Annotated in this window: 19 protein-coding genes; 6 read left to right on the top strand and 13 right to left on the bottom strand. The window is 71.8% G+C overall.

What is annotated here, in order from left to right; genetic code table 11:
• The first annotated feature begins 34 nt into the window (after window positions 1–34).
• A complete protein-coding gene (locus ABZ951_RS05530; RefSeq protein ID WP_344095915.1) occupies window positions 35–1,837 on the top strand; it encodes an NHL domain-containing thioredoxin family protein in 1,803 nt (600 codons plus the stop codon).
• Window positions 1,838–1,903: 66 nt separating this feature from the next.
• Here ABZ951_RS05530 and ABZ951_RS05525 read toward each other — a convergent pair whose 3' ends face one another.
• The 4 genes from ABZ951_RS05525 to ABZ951_RS05510 form a co-directional block, all read right to left on the bottom strand.
• Window positions 1,904–2,128, bottom strand: a complete 225-nt coding sequence (locus ABZ951_RS05525; RefSeq protein ID WP_344095917.1) for a hypothetical protein — start codon at window positions 2,126–2,128, stop codon at window positions 1,904–1,906.
• 98 nt (window positions 2,129–2,226) lie between these two features.
• Window positions 2,227–2,889, bottom strand: a complete 663-nt coding sequence (locus tag ABZ951_RS05520) for a DUF4232 domain-containing protein (RefSeq protein WP_344095919.1) — start codon at window positions 2,887–2,889, stop codon at window positions 2,227–2,229.
• A 6-nt stretch (window positions 2,890–2,895) separates the two neighbouring features.
• A complete protein-coding gene (locus ABZ951_RS05515; RefSeq protein WP_344095921.1) occupies window positions 2,896–4,182 on the bottom strand; it encodes a M18 family aminopeptidase in 1,287 nt (428 codons plus the stop codon).
• Between the two features lie 89 nt (window positions 4,183–4,271).
• On the bottom strand, window positions 4,272–6,098 hold the full coding sequence (locus tag ABZ951_RS05510; RefSeq protein ID WP_344095923.1) for an acyl-CoA dehydrogenase: 1,827 nt from the start codon (window positions 6,096–6,098) through the stop codon (window positions 4,272–4,274).
• Window positions 6,099–6,227: 129 nt separating this feature from the next.
• Here ABZ951_RS05510 and ABZ951_RS05505 point away from each other — a divergent pair, with 129 nt between their 5' ends.
• On the top strand, window positions 6,228–6,680 hold the full coding sequence (locus tag ABZ951_RS05505; protein WP_344095925.1) for an SseB family protein: 453 nt from the start codon (window positions 6,228–6,230) through the stop codon (window positions 6,678–6,680).
• A gap of 17 nt (window positions 6,681–6,697) precedes the next feature.
• Here ABZ951_RS05505 and ABZ951_RS05500 read toward each other — a convergent pair whose 3' ends face one another.
• Window positions 6,698–7,636, bottom strand: a complete 939-nt coding sequence (locus ABZ951_RS05500) for a serine protease (protein ID WP_344095927.1) — start codon at window positions 7,634–7,636, stop codon at window positions 6,698–6,700.
• Between the two features lie 165 nt (window positions 7,637–7,801).
• Between ABZ951_RS05500 and ABZ951_RS05495 the strand changes: the two genes are divergently transcribed.
• On the top strand, window positions 7,802–8,755 hold the full coding sequence (locus tag ABZ951_RS05495; protein WP_344095929.1) for a pirin family protein: 954 nt from the start codon (window positions 7,802–7,804) through the stop codon (window positions 8,753–8,755).
• 31 nt (window positions 8,756–8,786) lie between these two features.
• Here ABZ951_RS05495 and ABZ951_RS05490 read toward each other — a convergent pair whose 3' ends face one another.
• Window positions 8,787–10,952 carry a SpoIIE family protein phosphatase gene (locus ABZ951_RS05490; RefSeq protein WP_344095931.1) on the bottom strand — a complete coding sequence of 722 codons (2,166 nt, stop codon included), beginning with the start codon at window positions 10,950–10,952 and terminating at the stop codon, window positions 8,787–8,789.
• Between the two features lie 165 nt (window positions 10,953–11,117).
• On the opposite strand from ABZ951_RS05490, the gene aspS reads away from it, so the two are divergent.
• Window positions 11,118–12,890, top strand: a complete 1,773-nt coding sequence (gene aspS, locus ABZ951_RS05485; RefSeq protein ID WP_344095933.1) for an aspartate--tRNA ligase — start codon at window positions 11,118–11,120, stop codon at window positions 12,888–12,890.
• A 93-nt stretch (window positions 12,891–12,983) separates the two neighbouring features.
• Here aspS and ABZ951_RS05480 read toward each other — a convergent pair whose 3' ends face one another.
• The 4 genes from ABZ951_RS05480 to ABZ951_RS05465 form a co-directional block, all read right to left on the bottom strand.
• Window positions 12,984–13,349, bottom strand: a complete 366-nt coding sequence (locus ABZ951_RS05480) for a DNA-binding response regulator (RefSeq protein ID WP_344095935.1) — start codon at window positions 13,347–13,349, stop codon at window positions 12,984–12,986.
• A 162-nt stretch (window positions 13,350–13,511) separates the two neighbouring features.
• Window positions 13,512–15,227, bottom strand: a complete 1,716-nt coding sequence (metG, locus tag ABZ951_RS05475) for a methionine--tRNA ligase (RefSeq protein WP_344095937.1) — start codon at window positions 15,225–15,227, stop codon at window positions 13,512–13,514.
• A gap of 143 nt (window positions 15,228–15,370) precedes the next feature.
• Window positions 15,371–15,634 carry a hypothetical protein gene (locus ABZ951_RS05470; protein WP_344095939.1) on the bottom strand — a complete coding sequence of 88 codons (264 nt, stop codon included), beginning with the start codon at window positions 15,632–15,634 and terminating at the stop codon, window positions 15,371–15,373.
• On the bottom strand, window positions 15,622–15,906 hold the full coding sequence (locus tag ABZ951_RS05465; protein ID WP_344095941.1) for a hypothetical protein: 285 nt from the start codon (window positions 15,904–15,906) through the stop codon (window positions 15,622–15,624). Before ABZ951_RS05465 ends, ABZ951_RS05470 begins: the two co-directional genes overlap by 13 nt.
• A gap of 314 nt (window positions 15,907–16,220) precedes the next feature.
• Here ABZ951_RS05465 and ABZ951_RS05460 point away from each other — a divergent pair, with 314 nt between their 5' ends.
• The gene (locus tag ABZ951_RS05460) at window positions 16,221–16,424 is read left to right on the top strand and encodes a hypothetical protein (RefSeq protein WP_344095943.1); all 204 of its coding nucleotides are present in this window, start codon (window positions 16,221–16,223) and stop codon (window positions 16,422–16,424) included.
• A 125-nt stretch (window positions 16,425–16,549) separates the two neighbouring features.
• Here the strand turns inward: ABZ951_RS05460 and ABZ951_RS05455 are convergent, their stop codons facing one another.
• The 3 genes from ABZ951_RS05455 to ABZ951_RS05445 all read right to left on the bottom strand — a co-directional run bounded on the left by ABZ951_RS05455 (window position 16,550) and on the right by ABZ951_RS05445 (window position 20,098).
• Window positions 16,550–17,881 carry a VWA domain-containing protein gene (locus ABZ951_RS05455; protein WP_361279074.1) on the bottom strand — a complete coding sequence of 444 codons (1,332 nt, stop codon included), beginning with the start codon at window positions 17,879–17,881 and terminating at the stop codon, window positions 16,550–16,552.
• 185 nt (window positions 17,882–18,066) lie between these two features.
• Window positions 18,067–19,458, bottom strand: a complete 1,392-nt coding sequence (locus ABZ951_RS05450; protein ID WP_344091323.1) for a carotenoid oxygenase family protein — start codon at window positions 19,456–19,458, stop codon at window positions 18,067–18,069.
• An 85-nt stretch (window positions 19,459–19,543) separates the two neighbouring features.
• Entirely contained in the window at window positions 19,544–20,098 is a 555-nt protein-coding gene (locus ABZ951_RS05445) for a GNAT family N-acetyltransferase (RefSeq protein ID WP_344091326.1), read from the bottom strand.
• A 268-nt stretch (window positions 20,099–20,366) separates the two neighbouring features.
• Between ABZ951_RS05445 and ABZ951_RS05440 the strand changes: the two genes are divergently transcribed.
• A complete protein-coding gene (locus tag ABZ951_RS05440) occupies window positions 20,367–21,545 on the top strand; it encodes an alpha/beta hydrolase-fold protein (RefSeq protein ID WP_344091328.1) in 1,179 nt (392 codons plus the stop codon).
• Window positions 21,546–21,790: the final 245 nt, after the last annotated feature.

The following is a 21,790-nucleotide window of genomic DNA, read 5'->3' as shown; positions in this document are numbered from 1 at the left end:
AATGCGGGCACCGGGCCCGATGTTCCAATGGACTATGGCTTCCCGAGCACGCGTCCGCGCCCCCGAACTGATCGGCAAAGGCGGTTGGCTGAACACCGGCGACACCGCCCTCACCCTGGCTGACCTGCGAGGGCGCGTTGTCATCCTCGATTTTTGGACCTTTTGCTGTGTGAACTGCCTGCACGTCCTGGACGAGCTGCGGGAGCTGGAGGAGAAGCACCGCGACACCGTCGTGATCATCGGTGTGCACTCGCCCAAGTTCGTCCACGAGGCCGAGCACCAAGCCGTCGTCGACGCCGTCGAGCGCTACGGGGTCCACCACCCCGTCCTCGACGACCCCGAGCTCGCCACCTGGAAGCAGTACGCCGTCCGCGCCTGGCCCACGCTCGTCGTCATCGACCCCGAGGGCTACATCGTCGCCCAGCACGCCGGCGAGGGCCACGCCCACGCCCTGGAGAAGCTCGTCGAGGAGCTGGAGGCCGAGCACGCCGCCAAGGGCACCCTGCGGCGCGGCGACGGGCCCTACGTGGCCCCCGAGCCCGTCGCGACCGACCTGCGCTTCCCCGGCAAGGCCGTGCTGCTGCCCTCCGGCAACTACCTCGTCTCCGACTCCACCCGGCACCAGCTCGTCGAGCTCGCGGCCGACGGCGAGAGCGTCGTCGCACGCGTCGGCTCCGGCGAGCGCGGCTTCGGCCCCGACGGCTTCAGCGAACCGCAGGGCCTGGCGCTGCTCCCCGACGGCACGGTCGCCGTCGCCGACACGGTCAACCACGCCCTGCGCGCGTACGACCCCGCCACCGGCGCCGTCACCACCCTCGCCGGCACCGGCCGCCAGTGGATGCAGGGCCGCCCCACCTCCGGCCCCGCCCGCGAGGTCGACCTCTCCTCCCCCTGGGACGTGGCCTGGTTCGCCGGCCGGCTCTGGATCGCCATGGCGGGCGTGCACCAGCTGTGGACGTACGACCCCGCCACCGGCACCGTCGAGGCCGCCGCCGGCACGACGAACGAGGGGCTGGTCGACGGACCGGCGTCCGAGGCGTGGTTCGCCCAGCCCTCCGGCCTCGCCGCCACCGAGGACCGGCTGTGGATCGCCGACTCCGAGACGTCCGCCCTGCGCTACGTCGAACGCGACGGCGAGGGCTTCGCCGTCCGCACCGCCGTCGGCACCGGCCTCTTCGACTTCGGCCATCGCGACGGCGACGCCGCCCAGGCCCTCTTCCAGCACCCCCTCGGCGTCACCGCCCTCCCCGACGGCTCCGTGGCGGTCTGCGACACCTACAACCACGCCCTGCGCCGCTACGACCCCACAACGGGCCAGGTCACCACGCTCGCGACCGACCTCAGGGAGCCCTCCGGCGCCGTGCTCGCCGGTGACGACATCGTCGTCGTCGAGTCCGCCCGCCACCGCCTGACCCGGCTGCGCCTGCCGGAGGAGGCCGTGCGCGTCGAGTCCGTCGCCCACCGCACCCGGCGGGCGGCCACCGACATCGCCCCCGGGCGGCTGCGGCTGGACATCGTCTTCCAGGCGCCCTCCGGCCAGAAGCTCGACACCCGCTACGGGCCCTCGACCCGGCTGCTCGTCAGCTCCACCCCGCCGGAGCTCCTCGCGGAGGGCTCGGGCACGGGCACGGACCTCAGCCGCGAACTGACCCTGGCGGACGGAGTGACCGAGGGCGTCTTGCACGTCTCGGCCATGGCCGCGTCCTGCGACGACGACCCGGAGAACGAGTACCCCGCCTGCCACATGCACCAGCAGGACTGGGGCGTCCCGGTCAGGGTCGTCACCGAAGGCGGCGCGGACCGGCTGCCGCTGGTCCTGGCGGGCCTGGACGCCTGACCGGCGCGAGAAGGGGCCTGCCGGGCCGCGTCCGCGGCCCGGCAGGCCCCTCGGGGCGTCATCACGTCATCGGATGTAGCGGCGGTCCTCCTCGACCACCGGGGCGGCCGGGGACGGCGGCTGTACCTGGCGGCGCTTGAACACGCTCACGTAGGCGCAGGTGCCGATGGTGCCGACCACCATGAGGATGAGACCGACCAGGTGGACGTTCATGCCGTCCACCTGCCAGTCGACGGCGAACGTGAGGATCGCTCCCACCGCGATCAGACCGATGCACCAGCCCATGCCCATGGATACCGCCTCCGCACTCGATCGGGCGTTCCGGTTGGCTTCAGATCGCCTACCCCGGACCGGAACGCCCAATCAACACCCCCGTCAGCGCCGGGCCTTCACCACCTGAGCGCGGTGGCCGAGCTGCCCACCCAGTACGTGGTCCGGGCCGAGTCGTCCACGGCCACCGTGCCGCCCGGCAGCGCCACCGCGGCCTGCGCGCCGACGCTGCGCTCGCCGTCCTTCGCCTGGAAGGCGACGGACAGCTTCCCGGCCTTGCGGACGGTACCGCCCGAGCCGTCGGCGGCCGAGGTGATCACCGCCGCGTAGGCGGACTTCCCCGGGGCGAGCCGGACCGTCTCCTTCGGGCGGCTCTCCTCCACGGCGCTCGCCGTGGCCTGGTCGGCGTCGAAGCGCAGGAAAGGGAACCCGAAGGCGTCGCACGGCGAGCCGGACGTGTTGGTGGCCACCAGCAGCAGGTGGTTGACCGGTGACGCGACGGCCTGGGCGACGACCTTCACGCTTCCGGCGGCGCAGGCCGAACCCGGCACGGGCATGACCTCGTCCGTACTGCCGTCCTTGCCGCCGTTCTCGCCGTTCTTGGCGTCCTCCGTGGTGGCGTCCGGGCCGCCCGGCGCCCGGCTCCCGGCACCGGCCGCCGTGCTCTTCCCACCGCCGTCAGCGCCGTCACCGTCACCGCCGCCGCACGCGGCCAGGGCCAGGACGGCCCCGGCGGTGAGCGCCGCGGCGGCGATCCGCAAGGTGCCGCGGGTAGGCGTCATGGTCGCTCAGCCCTCCAGGAAGGCGGTCAGCGCCGCCGCCAGCAGGTACGGGTCGTCCGCGCCGCACAGCTCGCGCGCGGAGTGCATGGACAGGCACGCGACGCCGATGTCCACGGTGGCGATGCCGTGCCGGGCCGCGGTGATCGGCCCGATCGTCGTGCCGCACGGCATGCCGTTGTGGGAGACGAAGTGCTGCCAGGGCACGCCCGCCCGCTCGCACGCGGCGGCGAAGACGGCCCGGCCGCTGCCGTCGGTCGCGTACCGCTGATTGACGTTGATCTTCAGGATCGGGCCGCCGTTGGGCATCGGGTGGTGGCCGGGCTCGTGGTGCTCCGCGTAGTTGGGGTGCACGGCGTGACCGGTGTCGGAGGAGAGGCAGATGGTGCCGGCGAGGGCCCGCGCCTTGTCCTCGTACGTCCCGCCGCGGGCGAAGACGGAGCGCTCCAGCACGTTGCCGAGCAGCGGGCCCTCGGCACCGGTGTCGGACTGGCTGCCGTTCTCCTCGTGGTCGAAGGCCGCGAGCACCGGGATGAACGACAGCTCCCCGCCGGTCGCCGCAGTCAGCGCGGCCGTTCCGGCGTGCACCGACAGCAGGTTGTCCAGGCGCGGCCCGGCGAGCAGCTCCTCGTCCCGGCCGAGGTAGGCGGGCGCCTCGACGCTGTGGACCATCAGATCCCAGCCGGTGACGTACTCCGCCGCGACACCGGCCTCCTGCGCAACGAACCGGATCAGGTCGCCCTCGCGCGGCTCGCCCAGGCCCCAGATGGGCGTCATGTGCCGCTGCTTGTCCAGCTTGAGGCCCTCGTTGACCCCGCGGTCGAGGTGGATGGCCAGCTGCGGAACGCGCAGCAGCGGGCGGTCCACGTTGACCAGGTGGTGGCTGCCGTCTCGCAGGGTGACCCGGCCGGAGAGGCCGAGGTCGCGGTCGAGCCAGGTGTTGAGCAGCGTGCCGCCGTAGAGCTCGACGGCCACCTGCCGCCAGCCGTGCGCCCCGGTGTCGGGCAGCGGCTTGACCCGCAGGTTGGGGGAGTCGGTGTGCGCGCCGATGACGCGGAACGGGGTGGCGGGGTCGGCGCCTTCCGGCACGTACCAGGCGATGATCGCGCCGCCGCGCGTCACGTACTTGCCGCCGGTCGACGCGTCCCACGCGTCGGTCTCCTCGATCCGGCGGAAGCCCGCTTTCTCCAGCCGCTCGGCGGTGTTGGCCACCGCATGGTACGGGGAGGGGCTGGCGGCGAGGAAGGTCATCAGGTCGTCGGTGTGGCCGCGGTCGAAGCGGTGCGCAGGGCTCATGGGCTCAGGATAAGGACAAGGGGCCCGCTCTCCCGGGGAGGGAGAGCGGGCCCCTTCGCTCCGTGCGCTTCGCCGGAGGTGAGGCGGTATTAGAACACCGACTCGTCAAGCTCCATCAGGGAGTTGTCGACGGTCTCGGCGAGCGCGCGCTCGACGGAGACGGTCGGCAGGATGGTGTGGGCGAAGAACTTCGCCGCCGCGATCTTGCCCTCGTAGAACGCCTTGTCCTTGGCGGAGGCGCCGGACAGCTTCTCGGCCGCCACGGCCGCGCCCTTGAGCAGCAGGTAGCCGACGACGACGTCGCCGGAGACCATCAGCAGGCGGGTGGTGTTCAGGCCCACCTTGTAGATGTTCTTGACGTCCTCGCCGGTGGCGGTGAGGTCCGCGATCATCTTGCCGACGATCGCCTCCAGGTCGACGGCGGCCTTGGCGAGCGCGCCGCGGGCGGCGGCCAGGTCCTCGCCGCCGGTCTCGGCGGCCAGGAACTTCTTGATCTCCTCGGCCAGGGCGTTCAGGGACTGGCCCTGGTCACGGACGATCTTGCGGAAGAAGAAGTCCTGGCCCTGGATCGCGGTCGTGCCCTCGTAGAGGGTGTCGATCTTCGCGTCGCGGATGTACTGCTCGATCGGGTACTCCTGGAGGTACCCGGAGCCGCCGAAGGTCTGGAGCGACTGGGCGAGCTGTTCGTAGGACTTCTCGGAGCCGTAGCCCTTGACGATCGGCAGGAGCAGGTCGTTGAGGCCGTGCAGCGCCTTGGTGTCCTCGCCCGCGTGCTCCTTGACCAGGATGTCGTCCTGGACGGAGGCGGTGTAGAGGACCAGGGCGCGCATGCCCTCCGCGTACGCCTTCTGCGTCATCAGCGAGCGGCGGACGTCGGGGTGGTGGGTGATGGTGACCTTGGGCGCGGTCTTGTCCATGAAGTTGGCCAGGTCCGGGCCCTGCACGCGCTCCTTGGCGTACTCCAGCGCGTTGAGGTAGCCGGTGGAGAGGGTGGCGATGGCCTTCGTGCCGACCATCATCCGGGCGAACTCGATGATCATGAACATCTGGCGGATGCCGTCGTGCTTCTCGCCGACGAGCCAGCCCTTGGCGGGGTGCTTGTCGCCGAAGGTCATCTCGCAGGTGTTGGACGCCTTGAGGCCCATCTTGTGCTCGACGTTGGTGGCGTAGACGCCGTTGCGCTCGCCCAGCTCGCCGGTCTCGAAGTCGAACTCGTACTTCGGGACGAGGAAGAGCGACAGGCCCTTGGTGCCCGGGCCGTGGCCCTCGGGGCGGGCGAGCACGTAGTGGAGGATGTTGTCGGCCATGTCGTGCTCACCGGAGGTGATGAAGCGCTTCACGCCCTCGATGTGCCAGGAGCCGTCCTCCTGCTTGACCGCCTTGGTGCGCCCGGCACCGACGTCCGAGCCGGCGTCGGGCTCGGTCAGCACCATGGTGGAGCCCCAGCCCTTGTCCACCGCGATCTTCGCTATGTGCTTCTGCTGCTCGGTGCCCTCCTCGAAGAGCACACCCGCGAAGGCGGGACCGGAGGAGTACATCCACACCGCCGGGTTCGAACCCAGGATCGTCTCCGCGAAGCCCCACAGGAGGGAGCGCGGGGCGGTGGTGCCGCCGATCTCCTCCGGGATGCCCAGCCGCCACCACTCGGCGTCCATGAACGCCTGGTAGCTCTTCTTGAAGGTGTCCGGCACCGGAGCCGTGTTGGTCTCGGGGTCGAAGACCGGCGGGTTGCGGTCGGCGTCGGCGTAGGACTCCGCCAGCTCGTTCTCCGAGAGGCGGGTGATCTCCGTCAGGATGTCCCTGGCGGTCTCGATGTCCATCTCCGCGAACGGGCCGGTGCCGTACAGCTTGTCGCGGCCGAGAACCTCGAAGAGGTTGAACTCGATGTCGCGGAGATTCGACTTGTAGTGGCCCATGACAACGGCTCCGTAAGGCTGGGAGGTAGATCCTCGAATACGTACCGGGCAGTAATTTCCATGATGCTACCCACGGGTAATAAGGCGCAACCCCTGATCGCCCGAGTGTGACTGAGTAGGCTTTGGGCCATGTACGGCTACGACCAGAACGTGGGCACGCAGGGTTACGCACCGCCGCAGCAGCCGGGTGGCTACGGCGAGCAGCCGCTCTACCCCGAGCCGTCCCCGCCGTCGCTGGGCGACGCGGTACGGGCCTTCACCACCGGGTCGATGTCCGCCGAGGACTTCCAGGTGGTCTTCTCCAGCTCGAAGGTCTACTGCCCGCGCGGGGACAATCCGGGCTTCCTCGCGCTGCACAACACCCAGCACCCGGTGATCCCCATGTTCACCACGCTCAAGGAGCTGCGGCGGTACGCGGGCAAGGAGTCCAAGTACTTCGTGATCACGGGCGCCGAGGTCATAGACCTCCTGCCGACCGGCTACGGCTTCGTCCTCGACATGGAGGGCGACCACCGCATGGTCTTCGACGCGAAGGCCGTCGAGCAGATGGTCGACTTCGCGATGCGCCGGATGTACGGCTAGAACCCGCCACGGCCGGATTACCGGCCGGCCGCACGGCGGTACAGCGCCTCGATCCGGTCGCCGAAGTACGGGCTGTACGACGTTTCCTCGTCGCCGCCCTCCTGGTGGCCGCCGACGACCCCGTTGACCGTGCCCAGGCCCGTCGCCGCGTCGATGTCGGTCAGGAGCGGGCCGCCGCTGGTGCCGTTGGGCAGGTCGCGGCAGTCGAAGCGCAGCTGGGTCGGGCTGAGCACGCCGATGCTGTTCTGGCAGGCGACCGGCCGCTCGCCGAAGGCGGGGTAGCCGATCACCCGGGCCGGGCGGTGCGCCGCCGGGCGGAACGCGATCTTCTGGGCACCCGTGACGCGCTCGACGGGCGTCGGGTCGCCCACTCTGCGGACCCGCAGGAACGCCACGTCGTGATCCGGGTCCCGGCGCGTGGCCCAGGCCGGGTCGACGTCGATGCTGGTGGGCACCCACACCCCGTAGGGCGCCACCCCGTCGCGGTAGCCGGGCGCGAAGGCGATGTCGGTGCGGAAGCCGTTCATGTGCACGCAGTGCGCCGCGGTGACGATCAGGTCGCCCCGGGGGCTGTGGACGACGCTCGCCGTGCAGCCGTGGCCCGGCGTGCCCTGCCCGGTGTGGAAGAGCGGGCCGACCGCGGGCGAGGGCTCGGCGCCGGTGGCCTCCAGGGGGTCCGAGGCGGGCAGCGGCTCCGTGCGGGCCGCCCGGGCGTCCGGGGCCGAGGGCGGCCGCGGCGCCGGGCCCGTCCGCACCACCGAGGCCATCTGGTCGGCGGCCGCGTCGCCCTGTGCCTCCGGCTGGGTGAAGTGGCCCGTGCTGTCGCCGTCCGCCAGGGGCGCGTCCGTCGCCGCTCCCCGGCCGGCCGCCATGAGGGCGGCGACGGCCAGGGCCAGGACCGCGGCGACGAGGACCGCGAGCGCGGCGGCGCGGGTACCGCTGACGTTCAGACGCATTGATCCAGTGTCCCTGGTCGGCCGGCGAGCGGGCGGGGGGCCGCCCCCGCATCGCCCGGAGGACCGCCCGCAGGAGCGCCCGGACACCGCCGGGGAATGACGCAGTCCTTGCAGGTTGTTCATTCTTCAACTAACTTGAAGGCGTAACCAACCGAGGAGGCTGTCATGCCGGCTGTGACCGTTGAGAACCCGCTGACTCTGCCGCGCGTCACCGCTCCGGCGGACGGCCGGCAGCGCCCGGTGCTGCACGTGGCCACCGCGCCGACCGGCGTCGAGGGCGAGGGATTCCCCGTCCGCAGGGCCTTCGCGGGGATCAACTACAAGTACCTCGACCCGTTCATCATGATGGACCAGATGGGCGAGGTGGAGTACGCGCCGGGCGAGCCGAAGGGCACCCCCTGGCACCCGCACCGCGGCTTCGAGACCGTCACCTACATCATCGACGGCACCTTCAACCACCGGGACTCGCACGGTGGCGGCGGCACCATCACCGACGGCGACACCCAGTGGATGACGGCCGGCTCCGGGCTGCTGCACATCGAGGCCCCGCCGGAGTCGCTGGTCGTCACCGGAGGGCTCTTCCACGGCCTCCAGCTGTGGGTGAACCTGCCGAAGTCGGACAAGATGATGGCCCCCCGCTACCAGGACATCCGCGGCGGCCAGGTCAAGCTGCTGACGTCCGCCGACGGCGGTGCGCTGCTGCGGCTGATCGCGGGTGACATCGCCGGGCACGAGGGGCCGGGCATCACCCACACGCCCATCACGATGACGCACGTGACCCTGAACCCGGGCGCGGAGCTGACGCTGCCGTGGCGCCCCGACTTCAACGCCCTCGCCTACGGGCTCGCCGGGCGCGGTTTCGCCGGCGCCGAGAAGCGGCCCTTCCGGATGGGCGAGTCCGTCGTCTTCGGCACCGGCGACTCGATCACGATCCGGGCGGACGAGTCCCAGGAGTCCCGCAGCCCGAACTTCGAGGTCGTCCTGCTCGGCGGGCAGCCGATCCGCGAGCCGATGATGCACTACGGCCCGTTCGTGATGAACACCCACGCGGAGCTGGCCCAGGCCTTTGAGGACTTCCAGGCCGGGCGGCTGGGGACCATCCCCGCCGACGCGCTCTGACGCCTGCGCGCTCTGACGCCGGCGTCCCCGGTCACGTCGGGTCGATCATCGAGACCATGGCCCGGCCCGCCTCGTTCGTCTCCCCCTCGCCGTCCGCCTCGTACAGCTCGAACCAGATGTTCTTGCCGTCCCCGCGCGGGTCCACGCCCCACGCCCCGGCGAGCAGCTCCATCAGCACCAGACCGCGCCCGGAGGACGCCATCTCCCCCGGGTGGCGCCGGTGCGGCAGCTCGTCGCTGGCGTCGGCCACGTCCACGCGCACGCAGCGCGACCCGCGCTCGCCGGAGACCTGGGCGCTGAGCACCGCGTCGCCGTCCGTGTGCACCAGCACGTTGGTGACCATCTCGGAGACCATCAGGACCGCCGAGTCGACCTGGTCCTCGTCCGGCCAGTCGTGCAGCAGGACGCGCAGCTGCTGCCGGGCCTCCGCGATGCGCTCCGGCTCGGCCTGGGCGATGGTCAGGACCGTGCGGCGCACGGGGCGCGGCGCGCTCTGGGGGGCGGCGCCGCAGGGGGCGCCGTCGCGGGCGAGCAGGAGGACGGCGATGTCGTCCTCGCGCCGGTCGACGAGCGGCCCGGTGGTGTAGTGGGAGGACGGGCCGTGCACGGCCTGGACGAGCGCGTCGGCGAGCTCCTCCAGGGTGCCCCCGCCCTCCTCGCCGCCGGACGGGTGGTCCTCGATGATCTGGCGCAGCCGGGCCCAGCCGGTCTCCAGGTCGTGGCCGCCGGTCTCGATGAGGCCGTCCGTGCAGACCATCATCGTCTCGCCGGGTTCGAGGACGAGCTGCGTCGTGGGGTAATCGGTGTCGGGGTCGATGCCGAGCGGCAGGCCGCCCGCCGTGGGGCGGACGAGCATGGTGCCGTCGCTGAGCCGGATCGCGGGGTCGGGGTGGCCCGCCCGGGCGATGGTCAGGCGCCCGGTGGGGGGCTCGACCTCGATGTACAGGCAGGTGGCGAAGCGCGGCTCGGTGTCGTCGCCCTCGGTCTCGTTCATGTTGATGCCGGCGAGGAAGCGGGAGGCCCGGGAGAGGACCGCGTCGGGGTGGTGGCCCTCGGAGGCGTAGGCGCGCAGGGCGATCCGCAGCTGCCCCATCAGCCCGGCGGCCCGGACGTCGTGGCCCTGGACGTCGCCGATGACCAGGGCGATCTTCCCGGAGGGCAGCGGGATCATGTCGTACCAGTCCCCGCCGACGTCCAGCCCGCCGCCGGTGGGGATGTACCGGGCGGCCACGGACATGCCGGGGATGTCCGGCTGGAGCGTGGGCATCATCGAGCGCTGGAGGCCGACGGTCAGCTCGCGCTCGGACTCGTGGACGCTGGCGCGGCTGAGGGCCTGGGCGAGCATCCGGGCGACGGTGGTCAGGACCGAGCGCTCGTCGGGGCTGAAGGAGACCGGGACGCTGAAGCCGGCCATCCAGGCGCCGACGGACTGCCCCGCGTTGATCAGCGGCAGGAAGGCCCAGGACCGGCGGCCGAAGTGCTCGACGAGCCGGTACGCCTCGGGAAAGCGGCGCCGGTAGTCGTCGGGGTCGGGCAGGTAGATGGCCCGGCCGGTGCGGATGACCTCGGCGGCCGGGTAGGCGGCCGCCAGCGGCAGGTCGAGGAAGGGGGCGGCCTCGCCGGGCGCGTAGCCGTGGTGGCCGATGACCTTCACCCGGCTGCCGTCGCTGCTGAAGACGGCGAGGGCGGAGGGCTCGAATCCGGGCATCGACAGGCCGGCGGCCACCCGCAGCACCTCGGCGGTGGAGCGGGCCTCGGCGAGGGCCCGGCCCGCGTCCAGCAGAAACGCTTCTCTGTTGCGCCGCCAGTCGCCGGTGACCTGGGCCCGGACCGCGGAGGTGCCCGGCTGGGCCTCGGGGACCTCCTGCACCGTCCCGACCAGCAGGTAATCCGCGCCGCCGCGGACCGGCCGGGAGCGACTGCGCACGGTCCGCAGCACCCGGCCCGCCTCGTCGACCACGCGCAGCCGGGCCTCGGCGAGGGTGTTCTCGGCGACGGCCAGGTTGATGATGCCCATGATCTCGACCCAGTCCACCGCGTGGAAGCGGGCCCGGGCGGCGGATTCGCTCAGTTCGACGCGCTCCGCGGGTAGGCCCAGGAGGCGGGCGGCCTCGGCGTCGAAGACGGCGCTGCGCGAGGCGTTGTCCCACTGCCACAGTCCGGTAGCTACGGCGGCCAGTACGTCCTCGGTGCGCATTGCCCCACTTTATGCGGGTAAGCCGGATAGATACCACCGATGCTGTCCGGAGCAGTAGGTAGGCTTGCACAAGCGCTGCTGCGACGCTAACCCAGCGCGAACCGCCTCGATCAGCGAGTTCGATCAACGACCTCGATCACACCTCGACCACGACTTGGATGAACGATGCATCGGTACCGGTCCCACACCTGCGGCGAGCTCCGTGCGGCTGACGTCGACACCGACGTGCGACTGAGTGGCTGGCTGCACAATCGGCGCGACCTGGGTGGCATCCTCTTCATCGACCTCCGCGACCACCACGGCCTGGTCCAGCTCGTCGCCCGCCCCGGCACCGCCGCCAACGAGGCCCTGAGCCACCTGACCAAGGAGACCGTCGTCCGCGTGGACGGCAAGGTCCTCGGCCGCGGCGCGGACAACGTCAACCCCGACCTGCCCACCGGCGAGATCGAGGTCGAGGTCACCGCGGTGGAGGTGCTGGGCGCCGCCGACCCGCTGCCCTTCACGATCAACACCGACGACGGGGTGAACGAGGAGCGGCGTCTGGAGTACCGCTTCCTCGACCTGCGCCGCGAGCGCATGCACCGCAACATCCTGCTGCGCACCGCCGTCATCCGCGCCATCCGCGAGAAGATGACCGGCCTCGGCTTCAACGAGATGGCCACCCCGATCCTGTCCGCCACCTCCCCCGAGGGCGCGCGTGACTTCCTGGTGCCGTCCCGCCTGCACGCCGGCAAGTTCTACGCCCTGCCGCAGGCGCCGCAGCAGTTCAAGCAGCTGCTGATGATCGCGGGCTTCGACCGCTACTTCCAGATCGCGCCCTGCTTCCGCGACGAGGACGCCCGCGCGGACCGCTCGCCGGGTGAGTTCTACCAGCTCGACGTCGAGATGAGCTTCGTCGAGCAGGAGGACGTCTTCCAGGTCATCGAGAAGGTCATGACCGACCTCTTCGAGGAGTTCGGCAACGGCCGCCACGTCACCTCCCCCTTCCCGCGGATCCCCTTCCGCGAGGCGATGCTGAAGTACGGCTCCGACAAGCCGGACCTGCGCGCCAAGCTGGAGCTGGTCGACGTCTCCGGCATCTTCGAAGGCAGCGGTTTCAAGGCGTTCGCCGGCAAGCACGTGCGCGCGCTGGCCGTGCCGGACACCGCCGCGCAGTCCCGCAAGTTCTTCGACGGCCTCGGCGAGTACGCGGTCGAGCAGGGCGCCAAGGGCCTGGCCTGGGTCCGCGTGGGCGAGGGCGGCGAGCTGTCCGGCCCGATCGCGAAGTTCCTCACCGAGGAGGACGTGAAGGCCCTCACCGAGGCCCTGGGCCTGGCCCCCGGCCACGCCGTCTTCTTCGGCGCCGGTGAGTTCGACGAGGTCTCCAAGATCATGGGCGCCGTGCGCGTCGAGGCCGCCAAGCGCGCCGGCCACTTCGAGGAGAACGTCTTCCGGTTCTGCTGGATCGTCGACTTCCCGATGTTCGAGAAGGACGAGGAGACCGGCAAGATCGAGTTCTCCCACAACCCCTTCTCCATGCCCCAGGGCGGCCTGGAGGCCCTGGAGACGATGGACCCGCTGGACATCCTCGCCTGGCAGTACGACATCGTCTGCAACGGCACCGAGCTGTCCTCCGGCGCCATCCGCAACCACGAGCCCGACGTCATGTACAAGGCGTTCGAGATCGCCGGTTACTCCAAGGAAGAGGTCGAGAAGGAGTTCGGCGGCATGCTGCGCGCCTTCAAGTTCGGCGCCCCGCCGCACGGCGGCATCGCCCCCGGCGTCGACCGCATCGTCATGCTGCTCGCCGACGAGCCGAACATCCGCGAGACCATCGCGTTCCCGCTCAACGGCAACGCGCAGGACCTCCTGATGGGCGCCCCGAGCGAGGTCGACGAGTCCCGCCTGAAGGAGCTGCACCTGTCGCTGCGCAAGCCGCAGGTCAAGCCGGGCCAGTAAGCCCGCCGCACCAGTGAGCACCCGAGGGGCCCGGAACCGCCGATAAGGTTCCGGGCCCCTCGCGTTGCCATGCGTCACTTTTAGCGCAGCACGTCACATCAGCGCCGTCACCAGGGGGAGCCGGGGGCAGCAGCCCGCCGCGGCGTGCACCGCGCGGGCCAGCCGCGCCAGCGTGAGCCTGCGGCGCCACAGCACGGATCGCACCCCGTACTCCGCCACCGCCATCAGCTCCGTCTCGCCCAGCTCGTCCGCGACCAGCACCACCGGTGCCCCGTCCCTGGTCAGCCTGCGCAGCTCGCCCGCGGCCGCGTCGTCGTCGGCCTCCATCAGCAGGAAGTCGACGGCCGCCCCCCGCCGGACGACCCGCACCTCGGGCAGGAGCCGCAGCTGGCGGACGAAGCGGGCCCGGTTGAGCTCGTCGCTGGCGTGGACATTGACCGTGATGCGTTTGTCGAACACTGCTTTCCCCGTCTTCCCGGCTTCCCCGTCGTGCCCCCGTGGATCAACTCGTCCCAGAGTCCTCGGGCGGGCTCAACGATCGATGAGCGATCGATCAACGCAGATAAATGGGGCCCGGAACCGCACCGGTTCCGGGCCCCACGTACGTCCTGCCGACATGCCCTACGAGTCGGCGCCGCCGCCGAAGCGCTCGCGGTAGCTGTCCAGGTCCTCTTCGGTGATCTTCGCGAAGAGCACCGGCGGGACCGTGAAGGGCGTGCCCGCGGGGATGAACGACAGCGACTTCGCCTCGTCCGACGTCACCCAGGTCGCCGTGTCCTCAGGGAGAGCGAAGGCGGACCGCATCGCGGCGGCCGAAGCCGGGATGAACGGCTCGGAGACCACCGCGTAGAGGTGGATGAGGTTCATCGCGGTGCGCAGCGTCAGCGCCGCGCCCTCGGGGTTGGTCTTGATCTCCAGCCAGGGGGCCTTGGTCTCCAGGTAGGAGTTGCCCGCGCTCCACAGCGCGCGCAGCGCCTGCCCGGCCTTGCGGAACTGGAGGTCCTCCATGTGGCGCTCGTACTCCGCGAGCAGCTCCGCGATCTCCCGGCCGAGGTTCGTCTCGGCCTCGCCGGCCTCGCTGCCCGCGGGGACGTCGTCACCGAAGCGCTTGCGGGAGAACGACAGGACGCGGTTGACGAAGTTGCCCAGGGTGTCGGCGAGGTCCTTGTTGACCGAGGCCGAGAAGACCTCCCAGGTGAACGACGTGTCGTCCGACTCCGGGGCGTTGGCCATGAGGAAGTAGCGCCAGTAGTCCGCGGGCAGCAGCTCCAGGGCGGCGTCGGTGAAAATGCCGCGCTTCTGGGACGTGGAGAACTTGCCGCCGTAGTACGTCAGCCAGTTGAACGCCTTGACGTAGTCGACCTTCTTCCAGGGCTCCCGGGTGCCGAGCTCGGTCGCCGGGAACATCACGGTGTGGAAGGGGACGTTGTCCTTCGCCATGAACTGCGTGTAGCGGACGTCGTCGGCCTCGTACCACCAGGACTTCCAGTCGCGGTCCGCCGCGTCCTGGGCGGCCCACTCCTTCGTCGCGCCGATGTACTCGACGGGCGCGTCGAACCACACGTAGAAGACCTTGCCCTCGGCCGCCAGCTCCGGCCAGGTGTCCGCGGGGACCGGGACGCCCCAGTCCAGGTCGCGGGTGATCGCCCGGTCGTGCAGGCCCTCGGTCAGCCACTTGCGGGCGATGGAGGACGCCAGCACCGGCCAGTCGCCGCCGTGCTCGTCGATCCACGCCTCGACCTCGCCCGCCAGCTTCGACTGGAGCAGGAAGAGGTGCTTGGTCTCGCGGACCTCCAGGTCGCTGCTGCCGCTGATCGCCGAGCGGGCGTCGATCAGGTCCGTCGGGTCCAGGACGCGGGTGCAGTTCTCGCACTGGTCGCCGCGCGCCTTGTCGTAGCCGCAGTGCGGGCACGTGCCGACGATGTAGCGGTCCGGCAGGAAGCGGTCGTCGGCGATCGAGAAGACCTGGCGGATCGCCCGCTCCTCGATGAAGCCGTTCTCCTTGAGCTTCCGCGCGAAATGCTGGGTGATCTCGATGTTCTCGGCCGAGGAACTCCGGCCGAAGTAGTCGAACGAGAGGTGGAAACCGTCGTAAACGGCCTTCTGCGCGGCGTGCTGCTGGGCGCAGAATTCCGAGACTGGCAGACCGGCTTCCTTCGCCGCCAGCTCGGCGGGGGTGCCGTGCTCGTCGGTGGCGCAGATGTAGAGCGTCTCGCGGCCGGTCTGGCGGAGGTACCTGGCGTACACATCCGCCGGGAGCATGGACCCCACCATGTTGCCCAGGTGCTTGATCCCGTTGATGTACGGAAGGGCGCTGGTGATGAGGTGTCGAGCCATTTCCGGCTGCTCCCTGGTCGCGGTTTACAGAGGCCATTAGCGTATCCGAGCACCAGGGGGTGCCCGCGCGGCGATTTCCGTCCGGCGGGTCCCCCCGGGGGCCGGTGTGCCGGCCGCTGCCCTGTCGGCGGGGGCAGCGGCGGTCAGACTCCGGTGAGGGGCGGCTCGGCCATCCACGCCCGCCAGGGCCTGGTGATCAGCTCGCGGTAGGTGTGGTGGGAGGGGTTGCGCCCCGCGTGGCGGAACGTCCAGCCCTGTGCGTCCGAGGGGTCCTCCACGGTGGCCGAGTGTTCCTCGCACACGGCGCACTGCATCGCGTAGGTGACGGGCTCGGCGTCGGGCTCCCGGTCCGGCTGCAGCGTCCACGTGCCGAACCGGAAGTGCTTGCGGGTGCTCAAAATCCCCACCTGCTCTCCGCATTCAGCCGGGCCACCCGGGCGCGCAGCGTCTCGGCCTCGGAGGCGGGGCGGGTGTGCTCGGGCGGGCAGTCCCACTCGACGCCGCCCTGCGGGGGGCGCAGCTGCAGGTATCCGGCGTGCCGGTCCATGACTTGGCCGAGGCGGCCGGTGCGGGTGTCCACCACGTAGCTGACGGGCGGGGGCCCGGCGGAACGGGCCCGGGGGGCGGGCGGGGGCGCGGTCGGCCGGGCGGGGAGCGCGGGGGGGTTTTCTTTGCTCACCCTCTTACGATGCCCACGGAAACCCGTCCTGATCAGTCACCGGTCGAGTACGGAGGGTGATATTCGCGGCGGCGTGTGCGGGATTACCGCTGAGGGGTGGTGGCGCGGTCCCGCGGTGGCTCGTGCGAGGTCGCGTGCGCCCCAGTCAACTCGCCCTGACCCGACAGCACTTCAGGCGGTTTGCGCCGCTCCCTCCGGCGCTTCGCGCGCTCTGCGAACGCCTCGGCGCGCCCCCTTCCGGTGGTGACGGTGGGGTGATCTAACGACTACGTTAGGTAGTCGTCGGGTCACACTCCGAATCCGAGGGGGGCTTCATGGCCATATCCGGCGCGGACGCGCAAGCACTGAAGGCCGCGATCTCGGCGGCGGAGGCCGACACCAAGACCTGGCACGCGCTGACCTTCGCGACGCTCGACGACGCCGTGAACTTCGTCAACCTGGAGCCTGCCCAGGTGGCGGGCGAGTTCGGCTTCTCGAACCGGCCGGACGGTCAGGTGGACGCCGTCTACTTCCTCTGAGCCATCTGAGGGGGAGGGGAGCTCGGGTGACGGGAGTGACGGGAGGGTCTGCTCCCGTCACCCGGGTGCAAATGTTTCGGAGCCGGAGCCGGAGCCCGGCCGGAGGGCGCGAAGGTGGGTAGGGGTCAGCTGACGATGCCCGCCGCCCGGGCCTCCGCCAGCCACTCCGGGAACTCCACCATCAGCTCCGCGTAGAGGCGCGCGTCCGTGAGGGACTTGGGGTCGCGGCCCGCGTGGAAGAAGCCGGCGTTGTCGATGACGCGCTTCTCCGGGACCGCCAGGTCGTCCAGCTTGCGGAGGAAGTCGAAGCCCTTGCCCTCCGGGTCGCCGAAGCCCACGAACTGCCAGAAGATCGGCAGCTTGGCCGCCTCGCACAGCGCGCGCTCGGCGGCGGGCTTGCTGTAGGGGCCGCCGTCGGTCTGGAAGATGACGAACGCGGGGTCGGTGGCGCCGGACTTCTCGTAGTGCTCGATCACCGCCTGCATCGCCCAGTGGTAATTGGTACGGCCCATGTGGCCCATGGAGGAGTGGAGTTCCTCGATCCGGCCCTCGTGGCCCGCGAGGTCCAGCTCGGCCACGCCGTCGACGTCGGTGGAGAAGAAGACGACGGGCACGGTGCCGTCGTCGTCGAGGTTCGCGGCGAGGCCGAGGGCCTGCTCGGCCAGGTGCTGGACGCTGCCGTTCTTGTAGAACTCGCGCATCGAGCCCGAGCGGTCGAGGACCAGGTAGACGGCGGCGCGCTGCCCGGTGAGGCCCTGCTTCTCCAGACAGGCGCCCGCGGCCTTGTAGAGGCTGACGAGGGCGGGCGCGGTCCGCTTCACCTTCTCCAGGCTGACCGCGGCCCCTCTCGGGGGCATCGCGGGAGCGGGCTCCGGTGACGGGCCGGGCGCCGGTTCCGGCATGGGGTGCGGCCGGGGGGTGGGCTCGGGCTCCGGCAGCGGCTCCGGGCTCGGCGCGGGCACCGGGTCCGGCTCCGGGACGGGCTTGGGGGCCGGCATCGGCGTCGGCTCGGGCTCCGGCTGGGGGAGCGGGTCCGGCTTGGGCACCGGGCCGGGCGTGGGGCCGAGCGGGCCCGGGTCGGGGACGCGCTCGCCGAGCCGGTCGCCCGTGGGCTGGGCGGGCAGCGGCGTCCGCCCGGGCTCCGCGCCCGCCTCGTCGGCGGCGGGCCGCGGCCGGGTGACGACCGGCTCGGCCGCGCCCGCCTCGCTCGCCGCGGCCGCCGCGACGGACCCGGGCTCCGCCGAGGGCGCCGGCACCGTGGCCGTCACGGGGCTCGCGGGATCGCCGGGGCCCGCGGGGTTCTCCTTCTGGGGGGCGGACGCGGAACCGGCGGCCGGTTCCTTGCGCTCGACGCCCGCCGGGCCTGCGTTCTGCTGAGGCAGGCCGGCTTCGTCGCGCTCGGCTGTCGCTGTCCTGGACCGGCCGAACGCGTTCCGCAGCAGACTCCGAATGCCCATGTGGAGAAGTCCTTCACGTGTCTCGGGAGCTATGAAATGTCCGGAATGTTGGGGAAAGTCCATTGTCCGGACGGCTACGTAAGGCTAGCCGTCGCACCCGTCCCATCGCGCTCAGGACCCTCTTAAGCCACTCCCCACGACACCGTTGGGGGAAGGCCCCCGCATCCACTCGCACTCGTGTGCCCTCAGTCGGCGTCGGGAATCCAGTTTCCGTGGAACCCGATGGGCACCCGCACCGGCAGGTGCACCCGGGCGACCGGCCCGGCCGCGAAGTCCTGGGCGGCCAGCACCAGCAGGTCCGTCGCCGCGCGCCCGGGGTCGTAGGCGAAGGCCAGCACCCAGCCGTCGTCCTCCGCCGCGCCCGGGGCGGCGGGGACGAACACCCCCTCGCCGACGTCGCCATGAGGGGGGACCAGGAAGGTCTCGCTCGTCCCGCGCTCCAGGTCGTACTTGACCAGCCCCGCCCCCAGCCGCCGGACGCCTCCGCCCTCCGTGACGTGCGCGCCCGCCGAACCGGCCTCGCCCGAGGGCTCCAGCATCGCGTAGCCGTAGCGGTGGCGGACCGTCAGCCGGCGCGGATCGGCCCGGGGGAATTCCACCGCGCGGTCGTCCAGCCGGTGGCGCCGAACGGTCCCGGCCGCCGGGTCGACCGTCCACCGTTCCATCCGGGCCGGGGCCGGTTTCGCACCCGGCCCGGAGTCGAACATCCGGTCGTAGCGGACGAGGTGAACGGTGATCGTCCCGTCGTGCTCGTAGGCGTTCATCGGGTGGAAGACGAAGCACGGGTCGATGTCCAGCCAGCGCACCTCGGCGGCACCGCCGTCGCGCGGCAGCAGGCCCAGCCGGGCCGGGCGCTCGGGGTCCCAGTACGGCGTGGGCTCGCCGTCCGGCTCCGTGGGCGGGGCGTAGACCCCCGGCAGGTCGTACAGCAGGACGTGGCGTGCGGTCAGGGAGAAGTCGTGCATCATCGGGTGCCCCTCGACGGGGATGTCCACCCGGTGCCGCACGCACCCGTCCGTCCCCGCGACGAGGTACTGCACGTACGGCCAGGCCAGGCAGTACGCGACCGTGTGCAGTTCGCCGGTGCCCGGGTCGATGACGGTGTGCGCGGCCAGCCCGCCGGGGAGCGTGCCGTGGAAGTCGAACGGGCCGATCGTGCGGAGCTCGTCGTCCAGCTCGTACGGGAGGGAGCCGCCCTCCACCAGGGCGAGGAGGTGCCCGGCGAAGCGCTGGACGTGAGTGTTGGGGGCGAAGTCCAGGCCCAGGTGGCGCGGCCCGTGCAGGAGTTTCTCGCCGAGCTGCCCGGCGACGTCGTCCGAGCGCACCCAGCGGTTGCGGTACCACTCGGCGGCCCCGTCGCGCAGCCGCACGCCGTGCACCATGCCCTCGCCGCTGAACCACCCGTAGGCGGCCGGATCCGGGAAGCCCACGGGGTTGGGGCCGTTGCGCAGGTAGCGGCCGCGCAGGGACTCCGGCAGCCGGCCCGTCACCGGCAGGTCCACCGCCGTGGTCTCCTCGCGCACCGGTGCGAAGAGACCGCTGAGATAGGGGTTCGCGGTCGTGCCGTTCTCCGTCATGTTCCCCTCCCGCCCGCCCCGCGGCCGCGGGGCCGTCCCACCCACCATCCACCGGCAAGGGGCAGCGCGGCCAGAGCGGGGAGCGTCACCTGCGCAGGGGACGGGTGAACACCTCGGCCCCCGGACCGCCGCCCGCGCCCGGCCGGAACCGCCCCGCGGGCGTCCAGCCCCAGGCGCGCAGCGCCGCCCGGGCAGCACCGCCGTCCGTGCCGGGCGTGGCCAGGGCCAGGGCGCCCAGGGCCGCGCCGCTCCCCGCGAGCAGCTGGTCGTGCAGGCGGCGGCCGATGCCCTGGCGGCGGTGGCGGGGCAGCACCGTCACCTCCGCGACGGTGAAGACCTTCCCGGCGGCCGTCAGCTCCTCCAGCTCCTCGGGCACCGCGCCGGTCAGCCCGCGCCACCAGCCGCTGTCGCGGGCCAGCGGGTAGCCGTACGCGCAGCCGACCGGTCCGCCGCCGTCGGCGATCACGAGGTCGAAGCCGGGCCGCCCGGAGTCCTCGGCCAGCCGTTCCAGGAACCGGGCGCGGTCGAGGGTGACCTCGCCAGGGGGATTCTCGTACGCCGCCACGTGCAGGTCCGCGAGCTGGTCGCGGTACTGCTCTGCCTGCCAACGGCTCAACCTGCGCAAGAAGACGTCGCCCATGGGCCCTTCCTGCCCAGTGCGGCTCCCGGCCACCCCCCGCGGCGGGCGCGAACCGGCCGCATTCCCGCCCCGGCCCGAGCGGGCGCCGTCCGCCGCGTCCGGTTGCGCGCCCGGAAACGGGAGCGGTCCCCCAGGACACGGAGAGCCCAAGAGCAAGGGAAGAAATGGGTGCAGGGCAACCCTCTCCGCCCATTCCGGCCTCTTTACCGGTGAACATCGCTCACCCGAACATGAGTACCCACGACGGGGGCAGGGAGTTGAGAGGCGCATGGGCCTGACCAGCAGGTCGCTCTTGTACACGGTGGTGCTGGTGGCCGTGTTGTGCGTGGTGCTCACCGTATGGCTCTGGCCGCGGATGGCGGGCCGCGGCGTGCTGCCCGTCCTCGGCCGGCTCGGCGCGATCCTGGTGACACAGCTGACGATCTTGTCCTCGCTGCTCCTCGCGGTGAACTCCGCCAACAGCTTCTACGGCACGTGGGGCGAGCTCGTCGGCAAGTACGACCGGGCGCCGGGCCGGATCACGCCGGTGACCGGCGGCGGGGGCGCCGGCACCGTCGACGCCGGCCAGGGCGGCCTGGTGCGGCCCGCCGGGACCGAGGGCCAGGGCGGGATGAACTTCCCCAAGGGCCCCAAGGAGAAGGTCGGCGCGGTGGAGTCCGTCCGCCTCGTCGGGCGCCGCTCGGGCGTCGTCGAACCCGCGCTCGTCTACCTGCCGCCGCAGTACTTCCAGGAGCAGTACAAGCGCCACCGCTTCCCGGTGATCGTGGCCATCAGCGGCTACCCGGGCGGCGTCGACAGCCTCTCCAAGCACCTCCAGGTGCCGAAGACGGCGAGCGATCTGCTGGCCGAGAAGAAGATGCAGCCGACCGTCATCGTGATGCTCCGGCCGACCATCCAGCCCCCGCGCGACACCGAGTGCGTGGACGTCCCCGACGGCCCGCAGGCCCAGACCTACTTCACCCACGACGTGCCCGAGGCCCTCCGCAGCGCCTACCGCGTCGGCCACCAGGCCAGCGCCTGGGCGGCCCTCGGCTACTCCTCCGGCGGCACCTGCGCGCTGGAACTCGCCCTGCGCCAGCCGAAGGTCTACCCGGTGGCGGCGGCGCTCTCCCCCGACTACCGGATCCACAACGACGCCACCACGGGCAACCTCTTCGGCGGCGGCGAGGAGGGCAAGCAGCGCAAGCGCGAGCACGACCTCTTCTGGCGCCTGGAGAACCTGCCGGTGCCGCGCGTCTCCCTGCTCGTCACCAGCAGCAAGCAGGGCGAGAAGAACTTCAAGGACACCGAGAAGTTCGTCAGGGCCGCCAAGGACAAGCCCCTGACCGTGGCGCAGATGATCCTGGAGTCGGGCAGCCACAACTTCACCACCTGGCGGCGCGAGATCGGCCCGGCCCTGGAGTGGACGAGCAAGCAGCTGGTCTTCCCCCAGGACGTCCAGAACTGACCGCTTCCGGCCCCCGGGGGGGGGCCTCCTGAACAGGCGGCCGCGGCGCACGCGCCGCGGCCGGTGCGGCGGCCGGGCCGAAGGGGGCCGCCGCACCGGCCGGGGTGGCCTAGCGGCGGCCGGGGGCGGGGGTGGGGCCGGCGCCGATGGGGCGACGCGTCCGGTGCGCGCGGGGTCGCCGGGGAGGAAGGCCGCCCGGCAGCGGGTGAGCAGGGAGACCTCGGAGGGTGTTGCGGCAGGGGGCG

The sequence above is a fragment of the Streptomyces sp. NPDC046215 genome, from assembly GCF_040646215.1.
Lineage (GTDB): Bacteria > Actinomycetota > Actinomycetes > Streptomycetales > Streptomycetaceae > Streptomyces > Streptomyces stramineus.
Note: the sequence above shows the minus strand (reverse complement) of the source record. Positions and strands in the feature narration are given on the sequence as shown.

What these genes read in the sequence shown, in the direction of transcription:
- ABZ951_RS05460 (WP_344095943.1), top strand. Translation starts at nt 16,221, where the DNA reads ATGGCCATATCCGGCGCGGACGCGCAAGCACTGAAGGCCGCGATCTCG.
- ABZ951_RS05515 (WP_344095921.1), bottom strand. Translation starts at nt 4,182, where the DNA reads ATGAGCCCTGCGCACCGCTTCGACCGCGGCCACACCGACGACCTGATG.
- aspS (WP_344095933.1), top strand. Translation starts at nt 11,118, where the DNA reads ATGCATCGGTACCGGTCCCACACCTGCGGCGAGCTCCGTGCGGCTGAC.
- ABZ951_RS05510 (WP_344095923.1), bottom strand. Translation starts at nt 6,098, where the DNA reads ATGGGCCACTACAAGTCGAATCTCCGCGACATCGAGTTCAACCTCTTC.
- ABZ951_RS05455 (WP_361279074.1), bottom strand. Translation starts at nt 17,881, where the DNA reads ATGGGCATTCGGAGTCTGCTGCGGAACGCGTTCGGCCGGTCCAGGACA.
- ABZ951_RS05520 (WP_344095919.1), bottom strand. Translation starts at nt 2,889, where the DNA reads ATGACGCCTACCCGCGGCACCTTGCGGATCGCCGCCGCGGCGCTCACC.
- metG (WP_344095937.1), bottom strand. Translation starts at nt 15,227, where the DNA reads ATGGCTCGACACCTCATCACCAGCGCCCTTCCGTACATCAACGGGATC.
- ABZ951_RS05445 (WP_344091326.1), bottom strand. Translation starts at nt 20,098, where the DNA reads ATGGGCGACGTCTTCTTGCGCAGGTTGAGCCGTTGGCAGGCAGAGCAG.
- ABZ951_RS05440 (WP_344091328.1), top strand. Translation starts at nt 20,367, where the DNA reads ATGGGCCTGACCAGCAGGTCGCTCTTGTACACGGTGGTGCTGGTGGCC.
- ABZ951_RS05500 (WP_344095927.1), bottom strand. Translation starts at nt 7,636, where the DNA reads ATGCGTCTGAACGTCAGCGGTACCCGCGCCGCCGCGCTCGCGGTCCTC.
- ABZ951_RS05530 (WP_344095915.1), top strand. Translation starts at nt 35, where the DNA reads ATGGCTTCCCGAGCACGCGTCCGCGCCCCCGAACTGATCGGCAAAGGC.
- ABZ951_RS05495 (WP_344095929.1), top strand. Translation starts at nt 7,802, where the DNA reads ATGCCGGCTGTGACCGTTGAGAACCCGCTGACTCTGCCGCGCGTCACC.
- ABZ951_RS05505 (WP_344095925.1), top strand. Translation starts at nt 6,228, where the DNA reads ATGTACGGCTACGACCAGAACGTGGGCACGCAGGGTTACGCACCGCCG.
- ABZ951_RS05450 (WP_344091323.1), bottom strand. Translation starts at nt 19,458, where the DNA reads ATGACGGAGAACGGCACGACCGCGAACCCCTATCTCAGCGGTCTCTTC.
- ABZ951_RS05490 (WP_344095931.1), bottom strand. Translation starts at nt 10,952, where the DNA reads ATGCGCACCGAGGACGTACTGGCCGCCGTAGCTACCGGACTGTGGCAG.
- ABZ951_RS05525 (WP_344095917.1), bottom strand. Translation starts at nt 2,128, where the DNA reads ATGGGCATGGGCTGGTGCATCGGTCTGATCGCGGTGGGAGCGATCCTC.